Annotated in this window: 17 protein-coding genes and 1 tRNA gene; 13 read left to right on the forward strand and 5 right to left on the reverse strand. The window is 70.8% G+C overall.

Annotation, left to right across the window (positions count from 1 at the left end; genetic code table 11):
* Positions 1 to 2 precede the first annotated feature (2 nt).
* Positions 3 to 731: a helix-turn-helix domain-containing protein gene (locus tag ABD951_RS02130; protein WP_345341637.1), complete on the forward strand. Its 729-nt coding sequence runs from the start codon at positions 3 to 5 to the stop codon at positions 729 to 731.
* Here ABD951_RS02130 and ABD951_RS02135 read toward each other — a convergent pair.
* Positions 668 to 1,063, reverse strand: a complete 396-nt coding sequence (locus tag ABD951_RS02135) for a VOC family protein (protein ID WP_345341639.1) — start codon at positions 1,061 to 1,063, stop codon at positions 668 to 670. The genes ABD951_RS02130 and ABD951_RS02135 overlap by 64 nt on opposite strands.
* 280 nt (positions 1,064 to 1,343) lie before the next feature.
* Between ABD951_RS02135 and ABD951_RS02140 the strand changes: the two genes are divergently transcribed.
* The 5 genes from ABD951_RS02140 (at position 1,344) to ABD951_RS02160 (ending at position 6,367) form a co-directional block, all read left to right on the forward strand.
* A complete protein-coding gene (locus ABD951_RS02140) occupies positions 1,344 to 2,693 on the forward strand; it encodes a cytochrome P450 (RefSeq protein ID WP_345341641.1) in 1,350 nt (449 codons plus the stop codon).
* Between the two features lie 38 nt (positions 2,694 to 2,731).
* Positions 2,732 to 3,925 (forward strand): DNA polymerase III subunit delta', encoded by a 1,194-nt coding sequence (locus tag ABD951_RS02145; protein ID WP_345341643.1) that lies wholly within the window; start codon positions 2,732 to 2,734, stop codon positions 3,923 to 3,925.
* 67 nt (positions 3,926 to 3,992) lie between these two features.
* Positions 3,993 to 4,065 (forward strand) — tRNA-Thr (locus ABD951_RS02150).
* Positions 4,066 to 4,385: 320 nt separating this feature from the next.
* Positions 4,386 to 5,720: a DUF1214 domain-containing protein gene (locus ABD951_RS02155; RefSeq protein ID WP_345341645.1), complete on the forward strand. Its 1,335-nt coding sequence runs from the start codon at positions 4,386 to 4,388 to the stop codon at positions 5,718 to 5,720.
* 95 nt (positions 5,721 to 5,815) lie between these two features.
* The gene (locus tag ABD951_RS02160; RefSeq protein WP_345341647.1) at positions 5,816 to 6,367 is read left to right on the forward strand and encodes a hypothetical protein; all 552 of its coding nucleotides are present in this window, start codon (positions 5,816 to 5,818) and stop codon (positions 6,365 to 6,367) included.
* Between the two features lie 239 nt (positions 6,368 to 6,606).
* Here ABD951_RS02160 and ABD951_RS02165 read toward each other — a convergent pair whose 3' ends face one another.
* Positions 6,607 to 6,972, reverse strand: a complete 366-nt coding sequence (locus tag ABD951_RS02165; RefSeq protein ID WP_345341649.1) for a hypothetical protein — start codon at positions 6,970 to 6,972, stop codon at positions 6,607 to 6,609.
* A 188-nt stretch (positions 6,973 to 7,160) separates the two neighbouring features.
* Here ABD951_RS02165 and ABD951_RS02170 point away from each other — a divergent pair, with 188 nt between their 5' ends.
* From ABD951_RS02170 to ABD951_RS02190, 5 genes are all read left to right on the forward strand, one after another.
* A complete protein-coding gene (locus tag ABD951_RS02170) occupies positions 7,161 to 7,859 on the forward strand; it encodes an RDD family protein (RefSeq protein WP_345341651.1) in 699 nt (232 codons plus the stop codon).
* On the forward strand, positions 7,856 to 8,311 hold the full coding sequence (locus ABD951_RS02175) for a DUF2752 domain-containing protein (RefSeq protein ID WP_345341653.1): 456 nt from the start codon (positions 7,856 to 7,858) through the stop codon (positions 8,309 to 8,311). Before ABD951_RS02170 ends, ABD951_RS02175 begins: the two co-directional genes overlap by 4 nt.
* 187 nt (positions 8,312 to 8,498) lie before the next feature.
* The gene (locus ABD951_RS02180; protein WP_345341655.1) at positions 8,499 to 8,696 is read left to right on the forward strand and encodes a hypothetical protein; all 198 of its coding nucleotides are present in this window, start codon (positions 8,499 to 8,501) and stop codon (positions 8,694 to 8,696) included.
* A 51-nt stretch (positions 8,697 to 8,747) separates the two neighbouring features.
* Positions 8,748 to 9,413, forward strand: coding sequence for a GntR family transcriptional regulator (locus ABD951_RS02185; RefSeq protein ID WP_345341657.1), 666 nt, complete (start codon positions 8,748 to 8,750; stop codon positions 9,411 to 9,413).
* A gap of 77 nt (positions 9,414 to 9,490) precedes the next feature.
* Positions 9,491 to 10,660: an MFS transporter gene (locus ABD951_RS02190; protein WP_425569755.1), complete on the forward strand. Its 1,170-nt coding sequence runs from the start codon at positions 9,491 to 9,493 to the stop codon at positions 10,658 to 10,660.
* 30 nt (positions 10,661 to 10,690) lie between these two features.
* Here the strand turns inward: ABD951_RS02190 and ABD951_RS02195 are convergent, their stop codons facing one another.
* Both ABD951_RS02195 and ABD951_RS02200 read right to left on the reverse strand, forming a co-directional pair.
* Positions 10,691 to 10,909 (reverse strand): hypothetical protein, encoded by a 219-nt coding sequence (locus tag ABD951_RS02195; RefSeq protein ID WP_345341659.1) that lies wholly within the window; start codon positions 10,907 to 10,909, stop codon positions 10,691 to 10,693.
* Positions 10,910 to 11,015: 106 nt separating this feature from the next.
* Positions 11,016 to 11,237 (reverse strand): hypothetical protein, encoded by a 222-nt coding sequence (locus ABD951_RS02200; RefSeq protein WP_345341661.1) that lies wholly within the window; start codon positions 11,235 to 11,237, stop codon positions 11,016 to 11,018.
* A 222-nt stretch (positions 11,238 to 11,459) separates the two neighbouring features.
* Between ABD951_RS02200 and ABD951_RS02205 the strand changes: the two genes are divergently transcribed.
* On the forward strand, positions 11,460 to 13,772 hold the full coding sequence (locus tag ABD951_RS02205) for an ATP-binding protein (protein ID WP_345341663.1): 2,313 nt from the start codon (positions 11,460 to 11,462) through the stop codon (positions 13,770 to 13,772).
* Positions 13,773 to 13,934: 162 nt separating this feature from the next.
* On the forward strand, positions 13,935 to 14,303 hold the full coding sequence (locus ABD951_RS02210; protein WP_345341665.1) for a Zn-ribbon domain-containing OB-fold protein: 369 nt from the start codon (positions 13,935 to 13,937) through the stop codon (positions 14,301 to 14,303).
* Between the two features lie 16 nt (positions 14,304 to 14,319).
* On the opposite strand, the gene ABD951_RS02215 is transcribed toward ABD951_RS02210, so the two are convergent.
* Complete coding sequence (locus ABD951_RS02215) at positions 14,320 to 15,660, reverse strand: M1 family metallopeptidase (protein WP_345341667.1); 1,341 nt, start codon at positions 15,658 to 15,660, stop codon at positions 14,320 to 14,322.
* Position 15,661 lies beyond the last annotated feature (1 nt).

A 15,661-nucleotide genomic window follows, 5' to 3' on the forward strand; every position in this document is an offset into this window, starting at 1 on the left:
CCGTGTATCGGGAACTGCCGGTCGCGCTGCCGGGCACCGTCGCGTGGGCGGTGGACCGGGTCGGCGCGGACGGTGCGTTCGTGCTGCCGGACGGGTGCATGGACCTGATCTGGCACGACGGGGGATTTCTCGTCGCGGGCCCGGACACCCGGGCGCACCGCACCACCGCCGCCGGGCCGCGGGCGATCGGTCTGCGGTTCGCGCCGGGGCTCGGTCCGCGGATCCTGGGTGTCGCGGCGAACGAGGTGCGCGACACCAGGATTCCGTTGGGGGACGTGTGGCCGGCCGCGGACGTGCGCCGATTGTCGGGCGCCGCGGCTCGCGATCCGCTCGGCGCGCTGGCCGCCGCCGTTCGGCGCCGTCTCGACTCGGCCGAACTGCCTGCCGAGACGGCGATCGCGGTCCGGCTCGCAGCCGGGGCGACGGTCGCCGACGCCGCTGCCGACGTCGGCTGGAGCCCACGGACGCTCCACCGGAAGTCGTTGGCCGCGTTCGGATACGGACCCAAGACGCTGGCTCGGGTGCTGCGCTTCGACCGGGCGGTGTCGGCGGCGCGGGCCGGGGTCGCGTTCGCGCGGGTAGCCGTCGACGCCGGGTATGCGGACCAGGCCCACCTCGCCCGTGAGGTGCGGGCGCTGGCCGGAATCCGGTTGAGCGACCTGGTCTCTCAGCCGGGTAGCGCCGCGAAGAGGTCGACGTTGTTGCCGTCCGGGTCGGCCACCGTCGCATAACGCTGGCCCCAGAACGCGTCGAACGGCGCGAGTGTCGACGTCCCGCCGACGGTGAGCAGTTCGGCGTAGGTCTCGTCCACACCGTCCGGGGTCCCGCAGTCGAAGGCCAGCGACGGCCCACCGCCGCTGGTGTCGTGCACGTAGTCGGGGTCGAACGACCGGATCGTGTCGACGGTGTCGAGCGCGAGGCGCAGGCCGCCGGGCAACGCCACCTCCACGTGCGGCTGCCCCGCGGCTTCGGCGGGCAGGTCCAGTCCGAGGCGGCGGTAGAAGTCGAAGGTGCGGGTCAGGTCCGCGGAGACGAGACCGATCAGGTCGAGGCGTGGCGTCATGGTGGCGACGGTACGGGCCCGCAGGGCCCTCGTCTTGTACGTTTCGGACGCCGGCGAGCGCCGACACGACCGCGTCGACCCGGTCGATCACCCCTCCGGCCACAGCGCGCCGGGTGCCGACACCGCGGTACGTCCCCGCTGCCGGCCGCGCGCGGCTCGGTCGGACGCCCGATCGGGGCGTGATTGACAGACCGCCCTTGCCTGGCCGACAGTGGTGCCGGTCACAGTCGTTCCCGCCCGTGCCCGTCGGCCGAACTCCCGGTCGAGAGGAGCGTTTGCGATGGTCGAGTCGTCAGCCGTGCCCGGTGTCCGAGAGTTGCCGCCGATCCGGCCCGGTGACACCGGGCTGCCGCTCCTCGGCCGGGCACTGGACTACGCCCGCGATCCGATGGCGCTGTTCCGGCGCCAGTGGGAGCACTACGGTCCGGTCGCCCCGATCCGGATTCTCGGCAGCACCCGCGTGATGCTCCTGGGCCCCGACGCGTGCGAGGCGGCGCTGCGCAACCGGGGCAAGGCGTTCGTCAGCGGTCCCGCCTGGACCCGGGTGGTGGGGCCGTTCTTCCGGCGCGGCCTGATGTTCCTCGACTTCGACGAGCACCTGCTGCACCGGCGGATCATGCAGCACGCCTTCACCCGCCGTCGTCTCGAGAGCTACTCGGCCGCGATGCATCCCGCGATCGAGACCACCCTGGCGCGGTGGGAACCCGGCCGGTCGTTCCGGGCGTACCCGGCGCTGAAGAAGCTGACCCTCGCCATCGCGACCGACACCTTCATGGGCGGTGCCCCGGACACCACGCCCGACGAGATGGACCGGATCAACCGGGCCTTCGTCGACTGCGTCCAGTCCGCCGGCGCGATCGTGCACGCCGACCTGCCGTTCACCCGGTGGCACCGCGCCCACCGTGGTCGCCGCACGCTCGACCGGTTCCTGCGCCACTACCTGCCCGAGCGTCGGGCGACCCGCACCGACGACCTGTTCTCGGTGCTCTGCCACATCGAGAGCGAGGACGGGGAACGGTTCAGCGACGACGACGTCGTCAACCACATGATCTTCCTGCTGATGGCCGCGCACGACACCTCCACGATCACCCTGTCGACGATGCTGCAGTACCTCGGTCAGCACCCGGAGTGGCAGCAGCGGTGCCGCCGCGAGTCGCTCGCCCTCGGACCGCGGCCCGACCTCCGCGAACTGGAGGATCTGACCTCCCTCGACCTGGCGATGAAGGAGTGCCTGCGGCTGCGTGCGCCGGTCCCGGTCGTGGTGCGGCGCACCGTCGCCGACACCGAGGTGCTCGGCACCCGGATCCCTGCGGACACCGATGTCGTGGTCACGCCGCAGTTCTCGCACATGATGCCCGAGTACTGGACCGACCCGCTCGCCTTCGATCCGGACCGCTTCGCCGCGGACCGCCGCGAGGACCGCTCCCACCCCTACGCCTGGGAGCCCTTCGGCGGGGGTGTCCACAAGTGCCTCGGGATGTACTTCGCCGGCGGCGAGGTGAAGGCGGTCATGCACCACCTGCTGCGTGGGCACCAGTGGCGGGTCGACCCCGGCTACGTCGCCCCGATCAACAACCACTCGCTGCCGTTTCCCTCCGACGGGCAACCGATCGACCTGGACCGCCGCTGAATCGTCCGGTGTCCGCGCCGGAGGTTAGGCTCTGGCGCATGGCGGGAGTGTTCGATCGGCTGGTCGGCCAGCAGGATGTCGAGGTCGAACTGATCGCGGCCGCGAACGCCGCCCGCGGCGGCGCCGAGGCGGCAGGGTCGCTGATGACCCATTCCTGGCTGTTCACCGGGCCACCCGGGTCGGGGCGGTCGGTCGGCGCGCTGTGCTTCGCGGCCGCGTTGCAGTGCACCAGCGACGGCGAACCGGGCTGTGGGCACTGTCATGCGTGCACCACCGTCCTCGCCGGCACCCACGGTGACGTGCGCCGGGTCGTCCCCGAGGGGCTGAGCATCAGCGTCAAGGAGATGCGCGAGATCGTCCAGACGGCCGCGCGCCGCCCGAGCACCGGCCGCTGGCAGGTGATGATCATCGAGGACGCGGACCGGCTCACCGAGGGCGCTGCGAACGCGCTGTTGAAGGTCGTCGAGGAGCCGCCGGAACGCACGGTGTTCCTGCTGTGCGCGCCGTCCGTGGACCCGGAGGACATCTCGGTGACGCTCCGGTCGCGCTGCAGGCACGTCGGCCTCGTCACCCCGTCCGTCGAGTCGATCGCCGCGGTGCTGCGCGAGACCGACGGCATCGACGCGCAGACCGCCCTCGACGCGGCCAGGATCAGCGGCGGCCACGTCGGACGCGCCCGCCGGCTCGCCACCGACGACGCGGCTCGCCGCCGCCGCGACCAGGGGCTGGCGCTCGCGTCGGCCGCGACCCGGTGGTCGACGCGGTACTCGGTCGCGGAGGAACTCGTGCGGGAACTCGAGGCCGAGGCGAAGGAACTCAACGCCGAGATCAACGAGCGCGAGACCGAGGAGCTGCGCACCGCGCTCGGTGCCGGCGGCACCGGCAAGGGCGCGGCCGGCGCGCTGCGCGGATCGGCGGGGGTCCTCAAGGAACTCGAACGGCGGCAGAAGTCCCGCGAGACCCGGATGAAGCGCGACGGACTCGACCGCGCGCTGATCGACCTGGCCGGGCTGTACCGCGACGCCCTCGCGACCGCGCTCGGTTCCGCGGCCACCCTGAACCACCCCGACCGCGCGGACCAGGTCGAGAAGATGGCGGCCATCGGCAGCCCGGCGGCGCTGCTGCGGTGCATCGAGGCGGTCCTCGACTGCCGCGAGGCGCTCGACACCAACGTCAAACCGCAGTTCGCGGTCGCCGCGATGATGGCGAGACTGGGTGCCGAGCTGGGCTGACGGACCCCGTTTTCGCAATCCGGTGATGACCCGCTAGACTTCCGCTTGCTCGACCACGGTCGGGCGCGCTGCCTTAGCTCAGTCGGTAGAGCATTTCACTCGTAATGAAAAGGTCGAGAGTTCGATTCTCTCAGGCAGCTCAGCGGAACCCCAGGTGAGAGCATTGTTCACCTGGGGTTTTCTGTTGTCCGGAGGGAGCGGCTGCCGCACCGCACCATCCGTGATGCCCTACTCCCCGCACCGAGACCGCCGGAATCCGCCGGACGCCGATCCCGTGATCTCGGTGCGGGTGGGCACCGTGCCCTGCCGCGTACGGATGGCCGTCGGCACCGGCGGAGGATCACCTGGTTCGGATGAGGTGGTCGGCGCGCGAACGGCCATAGCGTGGCTGCTGTCCGTCGGTTGCCGCGTCAGATGGGGGCTGTCAATGTCGGGAAATGAAGCGTTCGGTGCTGCGAAGGTGACAGCCGACTATGCCCGGGTCGTGGGCAGCGCCGCGTACCTGTGGGGTTGGTCGCTGGTGAACATGCACAACCGGCACACCTTGATGGCGCAGTTGCCGGAACCGGGCCTGCTCGCCGGGATCGTGCCGGCAGGTCCGCCGGGGACGATCGGGATGCTGCACGACTACATCCGTCCCGAGGAGAGGGTGGTCGCCTGCCCGAATCAGGATGTGGCGTACGGCTTCGGCGTCCTGGATGCCGAGCGCGGGCCGTCGGTCGTGCAGGTTCCGGATTTCGGGGACCGGTTCTGGGTGTACCAGGTGGTGAACCAGCGCACCGATTCGTTCGTCGAGCTCGGCAAGATGTACGGGACCGCGCCCGGTTTCTACCTGCTCGCACACACCTCGTGGGACGGGGACGTGCCCGAGGGCATCACGGGGGTGTTCCGGTACGACACCCGGATCGGCGTGGTGATTCCGCGGGTGTTCATGGACGACACCGCCGAGGATCGTGCGGCGATCGCTCCGCTGGTCGGCCGCATCAGTGTGTACCCGCTGTCGGACTACGACGGACAGGTCAAGGTCCGGGACTGGACGAATGTCCCGTCCTTCGGCAAGGCCGGCACGACCGGCGATCAGGGCGAAACCCAGTGGGTCGACCCGGAGAAGTACTTCGACGTGCTCGGACAGGTGCTCGACGAGGTGCCGCCCCTGGCCGGCGAAGAAGCCATGTACGGCTGGTTCCGCTCGATCCTCGCTGCCGCGGCCGGTGACGTCGCGGTGGCGACGGCGCTGAAGCAGTCGGCGATCGACACCGACGCGGTCGTGCGCGAGATGTTCGAGTTCCGCAACATCGGGCTTCCGGTCGCGCACAACTGGACCACGCAGCGCAACGGCGCCGCGTTCGGCACCGACTACCTGTCGCGTACCGCGATGGGCAAGTCGAACATCTTTGTCAACACCCCGAACGAAACCGCGTACTACTACCAGGATCTCGACGTCACGGGTGCCCGGCTGCACGGATCGAACACGTACTCCGTGACGTTCCCGGCCGGTCTTCTGCCGCCCGTGCAGGGGTTCTGGTCACTCACGGTGTACAACAAGCATCACTTCTTCCATGCCAACGACCTGGATCGGTTCTCGCTCGGGACCAAGAACCAGAACCTGACCTTCGGCGACGACGGCTCCCTGACGCTGACCGTGGGCGGCCCCGCACCGACCGACGCGAAGCTGCTGGCGAACTGGTTGCCGGCGCCCGGCGAGGAGTTCACGATCTACCTGCGCGCGTACTGGCCTGATCAGGCGATTCTCGATGGGTCGTGGGCACCCCCGGCGGTCGCGCGGGTGGAGTGACGACCGCGCTGTCGGCCACCTGACCTGGTGCCGATGGTCCCGCTGCCTTCGCGGTTTTCCCGCTGACCGACGCCGCCCCTGGTTAGCCTGCGGGCATGAAGATGGCGATGGTGGCGGTGGTCGGTGTCGGGGTGGTTCTGACGGCGGGGTGCGGGGGTTCGGACTCGTCGTCCGAACCTGCCGTCACGACGACGCCGGCGACGGTGCCGACCGTGTACCGGCTGGGGCAGGACGTCGACAACGGCGGGATCGTCGTCAACGTGCAGCAGATCCGGACCGAGTCGGCGATCGAGGCGCGTGACGCCGGCGGCGGGTACGTCGACCGCGCGGCACCGGACGGGCAGAAGTTCGTCGTCCTCGACTCCCGCGTCACCAACCACACGCAGTCGGGCATCGACCTGACCTGCGGGCCGACGATCGGCAACCGCTTCGTCGACGCGCAGAACCGGCAGTTCGACGCGCTCGCCGGGCTCGACACCGTGCAGGGCAACCGTGCGTGCGGCGACGCGGTGCCACCCGGATCGGACGGGCAGGTCCAGTGGGTGTTCGCGGTGCCTGCCGACTCCGTCCCCAAGGCGTTCGGCTTCTACAACACCGCCACCCAGCAGCCGGCCGACGTCAAGGTCGTCGACCTGTCCGCGAGCTGACGCGGTCACGCCCGCGGCGGCTGTGGACAACCGCGGCGAGCGACCGGGGAAAACCGTTCGGGGACGCATGTGTCCAACCTCGGAGTCCGGGAGTTGTCCACAGGTGTGGAATGCGCGTTGTCCCTGGCAGGGGGATGTCACCGGTGTGGTCCTCGATCTCGTCCACAGGTTGTCCACAACCGGACGGGCGTTGTGCATGAGGGTTGTCCACAGTTGTGCACAGGCCGCTGTGGACAGCCCTATCGGGTGATGTTCTCGAGGATCACGCGGTGCACGTGGTGGGCCTTCTCGGTGCCGCGGAACTCGGCCTCGAAGGTGTCGGGGCCGGCGGTCATCGCGACACTGCTCGACGAGAAGAACTCGCCTGCCCACGACTTGTTGCTCAGCAGCGACACCGAACGGATGTTGTGGTACGGGATGGACGTGATCGCGGTGCGTTTGCCGACGAAGCTGCGGTCCTGGATCACCACGCGCAGGTTCGTCAGGCCCACGAACCCGGTGCCGGCGCCCGTGCAGTCGTAGACCACGACGACGACCTCACCCGGCAGCAGGTCCTGCTGGACCTGCTGCAGCTGTTCGGACTTGTCGAAGATCGGCTCGGTCATGGGGTCCTCTTCTCGATGGGGTGGGCTTCTGTTCGCGGTGGTCCGCGGGTGCCGCCGCACGGAATCCGTGGCCGTGGCGAAATCCAACCACCGCTTCCGTCCGCGACGCGCGACCGCCACGGAGCGTCGTGACGACTTTCGGGCTACGTTCTCGATACGAATGTTCCCGGACGAAAGGGACGCACGCGATGACCGATTCCGACGCCGACCCGAATCGGCCGCCGTACCCGCCGCCGGGCCCTCCGCAGCAGCCCGGCCCACCGCAGCCTGGCTTCTCGCCGCCCGGTTATCCGCAACAGGGTTATCCGCAACAGGGTTATCCACAACAGGGTTATCCACCGCAGGGCTACCCGCCGCCCGGCTATCCGCCGCCGCAGTACGGCCCGCCTCCGGTGCCGGTGTATCCGTACGCGTCGTGGTGGGCGCGCGTCGCCGCCTACGTCCTGGACGGCGTCGCGATCCCGCTCCTCGGCTACGTCATCGCCGGGATCGGCGCGTACATCGCGTTCAAGGACGCCACCGACACGACCACCACCTACCGGGGCGACTACTACTACGAGTCGAGCACCGAACTGACCGGTGTCAACGGCGCCGGAATCGCGTTGATGGTGGCCGGGATCCTGCTCGCGCTCGCACTGGTCGTCTGGAACATGGTGTTCCGGCAGGGGCGGACAGGGCAGTCGGTCGCCAAGTCCTGGATGGACATCGCGGTGGTGCGGGAGGTCGACGGTCGTCCGCTCGGGGCGGGCATGGGGTTCGTGCGGTGGCTGCTGCTCGTCGTGCTCGGCGAACTCTGCTTCCTGAACTTCCTCTGGCCGCTGTGGGATCCGCGCAAACGGTGCTGGCACGACATGATCGTCCAGTCGGTGGTGATCCGCACCGCATGACCGGATCGACCGCCGCCGCGCGTCGAACCCGTCCGCAGCGACTGGCCGGGCCGGTCGCGGTCGGGGCGGTCGCGCTGGCCGGCGCCGCGACGCTGCACCTGCGCGACCCGCACCGACCCGGCGCGTACGGGCTGTGTCCGTTCCACGCGCTGACCGGGCTGTGGTGTCCGGGCTGCGGCGGGCTCCGGGCGATCCACGATCTCACCGACGGGGACGTGGTCGCGTCGCTGTCGAGCAACCTGTTCGTCGCACCCCTGGCGTTCGTGCTCGTCGTCGCCTGGCTGGCGTGGGTGCGGCGCCGGTGGCGGGATCCGGCGACCGGGCGCCCCGGCGGCGCCGACGGGAGGATGATCGTGTTGACGCGGCCGTTCACCACCGCGGTGCTGGTCGCGCTGGCCGTCTTCACGGTGCTGCGCAACACCCCGTGGGGTGCGGCGCTCGCACCGGTCTGAGCGGCTCGATCCGTATCGGAGGTATCTGATGGCCATGCAGATCTTCTCGCTCGTCCTGATGATCGGAGTGCTCGTGATGCTGATCCCGGTGGCTCGTCGGGTGTTCCGCAAGCACGACGAATAGTCCACGGGGAGAGCGCTTTCGCGCCGGACTCGACAGCCGTGCGCTGACGGGTCATGCTCAGGCATGGCCGAATCGCTGAGGGACCGGGTCCGCGAGAAGCTGCTGCGGCAGATCGCCGAGGACGGCGGTGCGCCGTCGGGGGGCGCCGAGGACGACGACCCTCGGCTGGTTGCCCTCGACGATGATCTCGCCGCCCTCGACCGGGCTCCCGACGGCGATCCGGTGATCGAACACCTGGCGGCGAAGTACTGGGTTCCCTGACCGGCACCCCGGCACGGGCCAACTTCTTCGCAAGGCGTATAAATACATCTTGTGTCTAAGTTGCATTCGGCGTCCGAACACGTCTATCGGGAGGTCAAGGAACGGATCCTGTCCGCCGACCTCCCCGGCGGGGAGCTGATCAGCGAGGGTGAGATCGCCACCGCGATGGGGACCAGCCGGACCCCGGTGCGGGAGGCGTTCCTGCGACTCGAGGCCGAAGGCTGGATGCGGCTCTACCCCAAGCGTGGCGCGCTGATCGTGCCGGTCGCCGACGGCGAGGCCGAGCACGTGATCTCCGCGCGCCGTCTCGTCGAGGCCGACGCGGCACGGGCCGCGGTCGCGGTCGCCGCCGTCCGGTCCGGCCTCGTGCAGGCGCTGCGCGCCAACCTCGACGACCAGCGCGCCGCGGCCGCCGCCGGGGACGTCGCCGTGTTCAGCGGCCTCGACGCCGACTTCCACGGGCTGATCGTGCGGGCCGGCGGCAACCCGCTGCTCGTCGCGTTCTACACCGGTCTGCGCGAACGCCAGCGCCGGATGACCGCGCATTCGCTCGCGCGGGACCCGCTGCAGCTCTCGTCGATCATCGACGATCACGCCCGGCTCGCCGACCTGATCGAGGCCGGGGACGCCGACGGGTACGACGCGGCCGTGCACGTGCACATGCGGCAGGTGCACCGGCTGGCCCTGCCCGGCACCACGATCGGGGGCGGCCGGTGAGCGTCCGACTCGACACCCGGACCGCCCTGCCCGCACCCACCCGGCGGATCGCGCCGTGGGCGCTGGTGTCGGCGGCGATGTTCGCGGTCGCGTGGGGCGGCAACGAGTTCACCCCGCTGCTGGTGATGTACCGACTCGACCACGGCTACTCGCCGGTGGTCGTCGACAGCTTTCTGTTCGCGTACGTGCTCGGTATCGTGCCCGCGCTGTTGATCGGTGGTCCGCTGTCGGACCGGCTGGGCCGGCGACCGGTGATGCTGCCCGCCCCGTTCGTGGCGGCGGCCGGGTCGCTGGTGCTCGCCGTCGGCGCCGACAACGCAGCGCTGCTCGTGTCCGGCCGCATCCTCAGCGGAGTCGGCCTGGGTCTGGGCATGGCGGTCGGCGGCAGCTGGCTCAAGGAACTCTCGGTGGCGCCGTGGGACGACGAGGCGGGTGCCGGTGCCGGAGCGCGCCGGGCCGCGATGAGCCTGACCGCCGGGTTCGGGATCGGTGCCGGCCTCGCCGGGGTTCTCGCGCAATGGGCGCCGTGGCCGAGCGGTCTCTCGTACCTGCTGCACATCGCCCTCGCACTCGGCGCCGGCGCCGCGCTGACGGCGGCGCCCGAGTCGCGACCGGCGACCCCGCGGCACCGGCGGGCTCCCCTCGCGGAGGATCTGCGGATCCCCGCCGCCGGGCACCGGCGGTTCTGGCTGGTCGTGGCGCCGGTCGCACCCTGGGTGTTCGGCGCGGCGAGCTGCGCGTACGCGGTGATGCCGGCACTGATGGCCGACCACAGCGGCGGCCGGCCGGTGGCGTTCTCCGCACTCCTGTGCGTGGTCGCGTTGACGTGCGGCTTCGCGATCCAGGCGCTGGGGCGCCGGATCGACACCCCGCGCAGCGCCCGCGCCGTGATCGTGGCGCTGACGATCCTGGTGGCAGGCATGGTCGTCGGCGCCGTCGCGGCCGACCGGCTGACCGTGCCGCTGGCGCTGCTCGCCGCCGTCGTCCTCGGCAGCGGCTACGGCATGGCACTGGTCTCGGGGCTGCAGGAGATCCAGCGCATCGCTCGGCCCGACGACCTGGCCGGTCTGACCGCGGTGTTCTACTCGCTGACCTACATCGGTTTCGCGGTGCCCGCGGTGTTGGCGCTCGTCGTGCAGACCTGGCCCGCGGCGGTGGGGTACCCGACGCTGTTCCTGGTCGGCGCGGTGGTGGCCGCGGCGTCGTTGGTGGTGGTGTCGGCCAACAGCCGGCAGCCCGGACGCTGACCGCGTCCGGGCGGCCGGCGGCGTCCCGCGTCAGTGGGCAGGCGCCGGGACCGGGACGCGGAACACTCCGAGGTCGACTCCGCTCGGGCCGGCGCTCACGCCGGGTACCGCCAGCGGGCCGATGCCTGCACCGCCGACGTTCGCGGTGAAACTGTCGGCGTGAGCGGACGCGGCGCTGCCGGCGGTGAGGACGAACGCGGCGGCGACGAGTGCGGTGGCCGCGCGGCTCAGGGGCTTCGTGGGGGACATCGTGGTGCCTCTCGGTTCGGGGGCCTGGGACGGGTGGGTTCCGTGGCCGGCGGCCCACGGCGGCGCCGGCCACGGGGAGCCCGTGTGCGGGTGGGTCACCCGGCGATCAGCACTGGACGATCCCGCCGAACGGGAGGCAGAACGAGGCGCCGCCGTTGCCCACGTTCGTGTTCTGGCTGTTGCCGTTACCGAACTGAACTCCGCCGACACCGGCGTTGAACCAGCCGCCGGCACCGCCGGGCCCGGCGGACGCGACGCCGGCGCCGGCGCCGAGGGCCGCGGCCGAGAGGGCGAGAGCCACTACCGTGCGCTTGATCGTGTTCGACATGTCAATCTCCTTGGTGGAAGGTGGTTTTGCTGACATGTCGAGCATCGCGGGAGTGCCCCGTCCGGGCCCATTCCCCATAGGGGGGAATGTCGTCACCCACCTCCGTCGCGCGAACCGGGTGGTGTGTTCGGAGCCCGCCGCATCGTGGCGTGAACGTGACCGGCGGGTGCCCGCAGCGGCGTACCGTAGCGGCAGGGGACCGGAGTAGAGAGTGACGCCGCGATGTCGCCCGCAGTCAAGGACAGGGTCGGGAACCTGCCCCATGAGCTGACCAGCTTCGTGGGTCGTCGGCACGAGTTGGCTGAGGCGAAACGTCTGCTCTCGGCTTCGCGGCTGCTGACGCTGACCGGGATCGGCGGCGTCGGGAAGACCCGGCTCGCGCTGCGGCTCGCACAGGACTCGCGGCGGGCCTTCCCCGACGGGGTGTGGCTCGTCGAACTCGGACTGCTGTCGTCTCCGGACATGGTCGCGGACACGGTGTCGTCGGCGCTCGGGGTGCGGGAGATGTTGCCGCAGCAGCAGCCGACCTCCCTGGCCGACTATCTGGCCGACCGGCACCTGTTGCTGATCCTCGACAACTGCGAGCACCTGGTGGACGCGGTGGCGGTCTTCGCCGGGTCGCTGCTGCGCGTGTGCCGGGAGCTGCGCATCCTCGCGACCAGCCGGGAGCCGCTCGGTGTGGCGGGTGAGGCGGTGCTGCGGGTGCCGCCGCTCGGCGTCCCCGATCCCGACCGGCCGTCGCGGGCCGAGGGCGCAGCCCGCTCCGAGGCGGTGGCGCTGTTCGAGGAGCGAGCCGTCGCGGCCGTGCCCGGCTTCGGGGTGACCGACGACAACCGCACCGCGGTGACGCGCATCTGCCAGCGCCTCGACGGATTGCCGCTGCCGATCGAACTCGCCGCGGCGCGCCTGCGGGCGATGTCGCCCGAGCAGATCCTGCAGCGGCTCACCGACCGGTACCGGCTGCTCAGCGTCAGCAGCCGGGGTGCGCCGAGCCGGCAGCAGACGCTGCGCACGTGCATCGACTGGAGCCACGAACTGTGCACGCCGTGCGAGCGGGAGATGTGGGGCCGGCTGTCGGTGTTCTCCGGCTGGTTCGAGCTCGACGCCGCCGAGGCGATCTGCGTGAACGACCTCGACGCCCACGAGATGGTCGACATCGTCGCCTCGTTGGTGGACAAGTCGATCCTGAACCGGGACGAGATCGACGGGGCGGTCGGCTACCGGATGCTCGAGACGCTCCGGGACTACGGGCGCGAGCGGCTGCACCACAGCGAGGAGGGTGCCCGGCTGTCGCGTCGGCACCGGGACTGGTACGAGTCGCTGGTGGCGCGGGCCGAGGCGGAGTGGCTCGGGCCGAATCAGCTCGGGTGGCTGGCCCGGCTGCACCGGGAGCGGCCGAACATGCGGGCGGCGATGCGCTATTGCCTCGCGGACACCGCGGAGGCCGAGTCGGGGTTGCGGATCGCGACCGCGATGGGCACCTACGCCCTGGCCCGCGGTCAGATCAGGGAGGGCAGACACTGGCTCGACCTGGCACTCGACCACCAGGGTTCGGTGCCGACCGAGGCGAGGGCCAGAGCCCTCTGCAACGACATCATCCTGGCCTGCAACGAGGCGGATGTGGCCGCCGGGTGGTCCCGGGTCGCGGAGGCGTACGACGTGGTCGCCGAGCTCGGGGATCCGCGGCTCGTGGCGCTGGTCGAGCACGCGGAGGGATACCTGTGCGTGTTCACCGGGGACCTGCCGCGGGCGCTGGACCTGTTCCGGCGTGCACTCCGGACCTTCACGGCGGACGAGGACCCGCTCGCGTACGTGTCGTCGTTGCTCGGGATCGCGTTGGCGCACGCGGTGAGCGGCGACCTCGAGGGGGCCGCGGCATCGCAGGAGGCGGCGCTGGCGGTCACCCAGGCCCGTGGGGAGACCCTGTACCAGTCCTATGCGTTGTGCATCCTGGGGCTGGCGCTGGTGCCGACCGACCACGGTCGGGCCCGGACCCTGCTCGAAGCGGGCCTGCGGCTGGACCGGGCGGCGGACAACATTGTCGGGGCGTCGATTTCGGTGGAGGCGCTGGCGTGGATCGCCGAGATGGACGACGATCCCGGCCGGGCCGCGGTCCTGCTCGGTGCGGCCCAGACGCTGTGGCACACGGTCGGCAGCGCCGGGGTCACCGTGCCCGCGCTGCACGGGTTCCACGAGCGGTGTGAGGAGCGGACGCGGCGTGCGCTCGGGGAGCGAGCCTGTGCGGCCGCGATCCGGCGTGGCGCCGAGTTCAGCTACGAGGAGGCCCTCGCCTGTGCCCTGGGCGAACGTCCCGTCGCGGAGGTGCCGCAGGCCGGCGTCCTGACCCGGCGGGAGCGCCAGGTCGCCGACCTGGTCGCCCAGGGCTTGACCAACCGGGCGATCGCGGAGACCCTGGTGATCTCGCGGCGCACCGCGGAGGGGCACGTCGAGCACGTGCTGACCAAACTGGGGTTCAACTCGCGCAGTCAGATCGCCGCGTGGGTGGCCGAGCAGAAGGCCTCCGAATCGTCCTGACCTGCTGGTATGCGGGTCGGGACGGATGTTGGCCGGTCCGAACCAGGCACCCGAGCAGCGGAAAAACAGGTATGCAACCGGGTAGTTCGACCGTGGTCCGCGCGCGCGAAGACGGCGATGGTGTTGTACGACAGTTCCAGCGCTCACAGCGAGGTTCGTCCGATGTTCGAAGATCCGCGACCGCCGATCGACGGCGCATTGATGATTCGTCGCTGCGAGGCGTGCACGATCCTCCTCGCCCCGGACACGTCCGCGTGCCCCGACTGTGGAGACACCAGCTTGACCTGGGTGCCGTCGTGCGGGGTCGGGTCGATCGTGTCGTGCACGGTCGTCGACTGTGCACCGCACCCCGGGGCGTGCACGGGGTTCATCCCATGCACGATCGCGATCGTCGAACTCGACGACGGCCCGTGGACGTATGCGTGGATCGAGGGACAGCCCCCGGACCGCGGCGCGGAGCCGGTGCGGGTCCGGTTCGCGCACGAGGAGCCGGGCGAGCGGTACCCGTTCTTCGTGCGCTGCGCCGCCTGACGGCCCGCCGACCGGGTCAGAGCGACGGCAGGGTGGTCTCGCGCAGCCAGGCGTCCCACAGCGATCGCAGCGACCGGTCGGTGAAGTGCGCGGCGAGGTCGGTGAACTCCTCGGTGGTGACGGTGCCGTGCCGGTGTTTCGCGGTCCACTGGCGGAGCAGGTCGAAGAAGTTGTCGTCGCCGAGTTCGCCGCGCAGCGCGTGCAGAGTCAACGCACCCCGCTTGTAGACGCGGTCGTCGAACATCAGCGACGGACCCGGGTCGCCGAGCACCAGGTCGTAGGGCAGTCCGGCCTGGGTGCGGTGCACCTGGTCGGCGATCTCCTGGGCGGACGGTCCTCCGGAGCTCTCCGACCACAGCCACTCCGCGTAACAGGCGAAGCCCTCGTGCAGCCAGATGTCGCGCCACGACCCCAGGGTCAGGCTGTTGCCGAACCACTGGTGCGCGAGTTCGTGCGCGACGAGTCGTTCCGAGCCGCGTCTGCCGTCGCAGTGATTCGCCCCGAACACCGAGATGCCCTGCGCCTCAATGGGGATCTCGAGGTCGTCGTCGGTGACGACGACGGTGTACTCGGCGAAGGGGTACGGCCCGAACAGCCGGATGAAGGTCTCCATCATCTCCGGCTGGCGGGCGAAGTCGTGGTCGAACCTGGTGCGCAGGCGCTGAGGGAGGACCGCGTTCATCGGGACCGGGGCGCTGTCGGAGACCCGGCGCCGCTCGTAGGGCCCGATCTGGATCGTCGCGAGGTAGCTGGCCATCGGTTCGCTCTGCTCGTACACCCAGGTGGTGTGGCTGGCACGAATCTGCTTGCGCACCAACGCCCCGTTCGCGACCACGTGGTACGGCGAGTCGGTGGTGACCGAGATCTGGTAGCTCGCCTTCGAGCTCGGGTGGTCGTCGCAGGGGAACCAGGACGCGGCGCCGTTCGGCTGGCTCGCGACGATCGCGCCCTCGGTCAGTTCCTCCCATCCGACCTCGCCCCAGGGGCCGCGCACCGGTTTCGGGGTGCCCGCGTACTGCACCGTCACCGACAGGGCGCCGCCGGTCGGGATCTTCTGGGACGGGGTGACGGTCAGCTTGCCGCGCTGATGGGTGTACTTGGCCGCGCGGGCCCCGTTCACCGACACCTTCGACACGGCCAGGGCCTGCGACAGGTCGAAGCTGAACCGCGGCCGGATCCCGGTGGTGGCGGCCGTGATCGTGGCCTTCCCCGACAGGCGGTTGCTCGCGACCTTGTACGTCAGGTCCAGCTCGTACCGCGACACCCGGTAGCCGCGGTTGCCGACCTGGGGGAGGTACGGGTCGATCGGCGCCTCGTAGAACTTGCCGCCGGTGCCGACGGCGGTGCGCTGCTTCACG

The sequence above is a fragment of the Rhodococcus olei genome (assembly GCF_039540555.1).
Lineage (GTDB): Bacteria > Actinomycetota > Actinomycetes > Mycobacteriales > Mycobacteriaceae > Rhodococcus_G > Rhodococcus_G olei.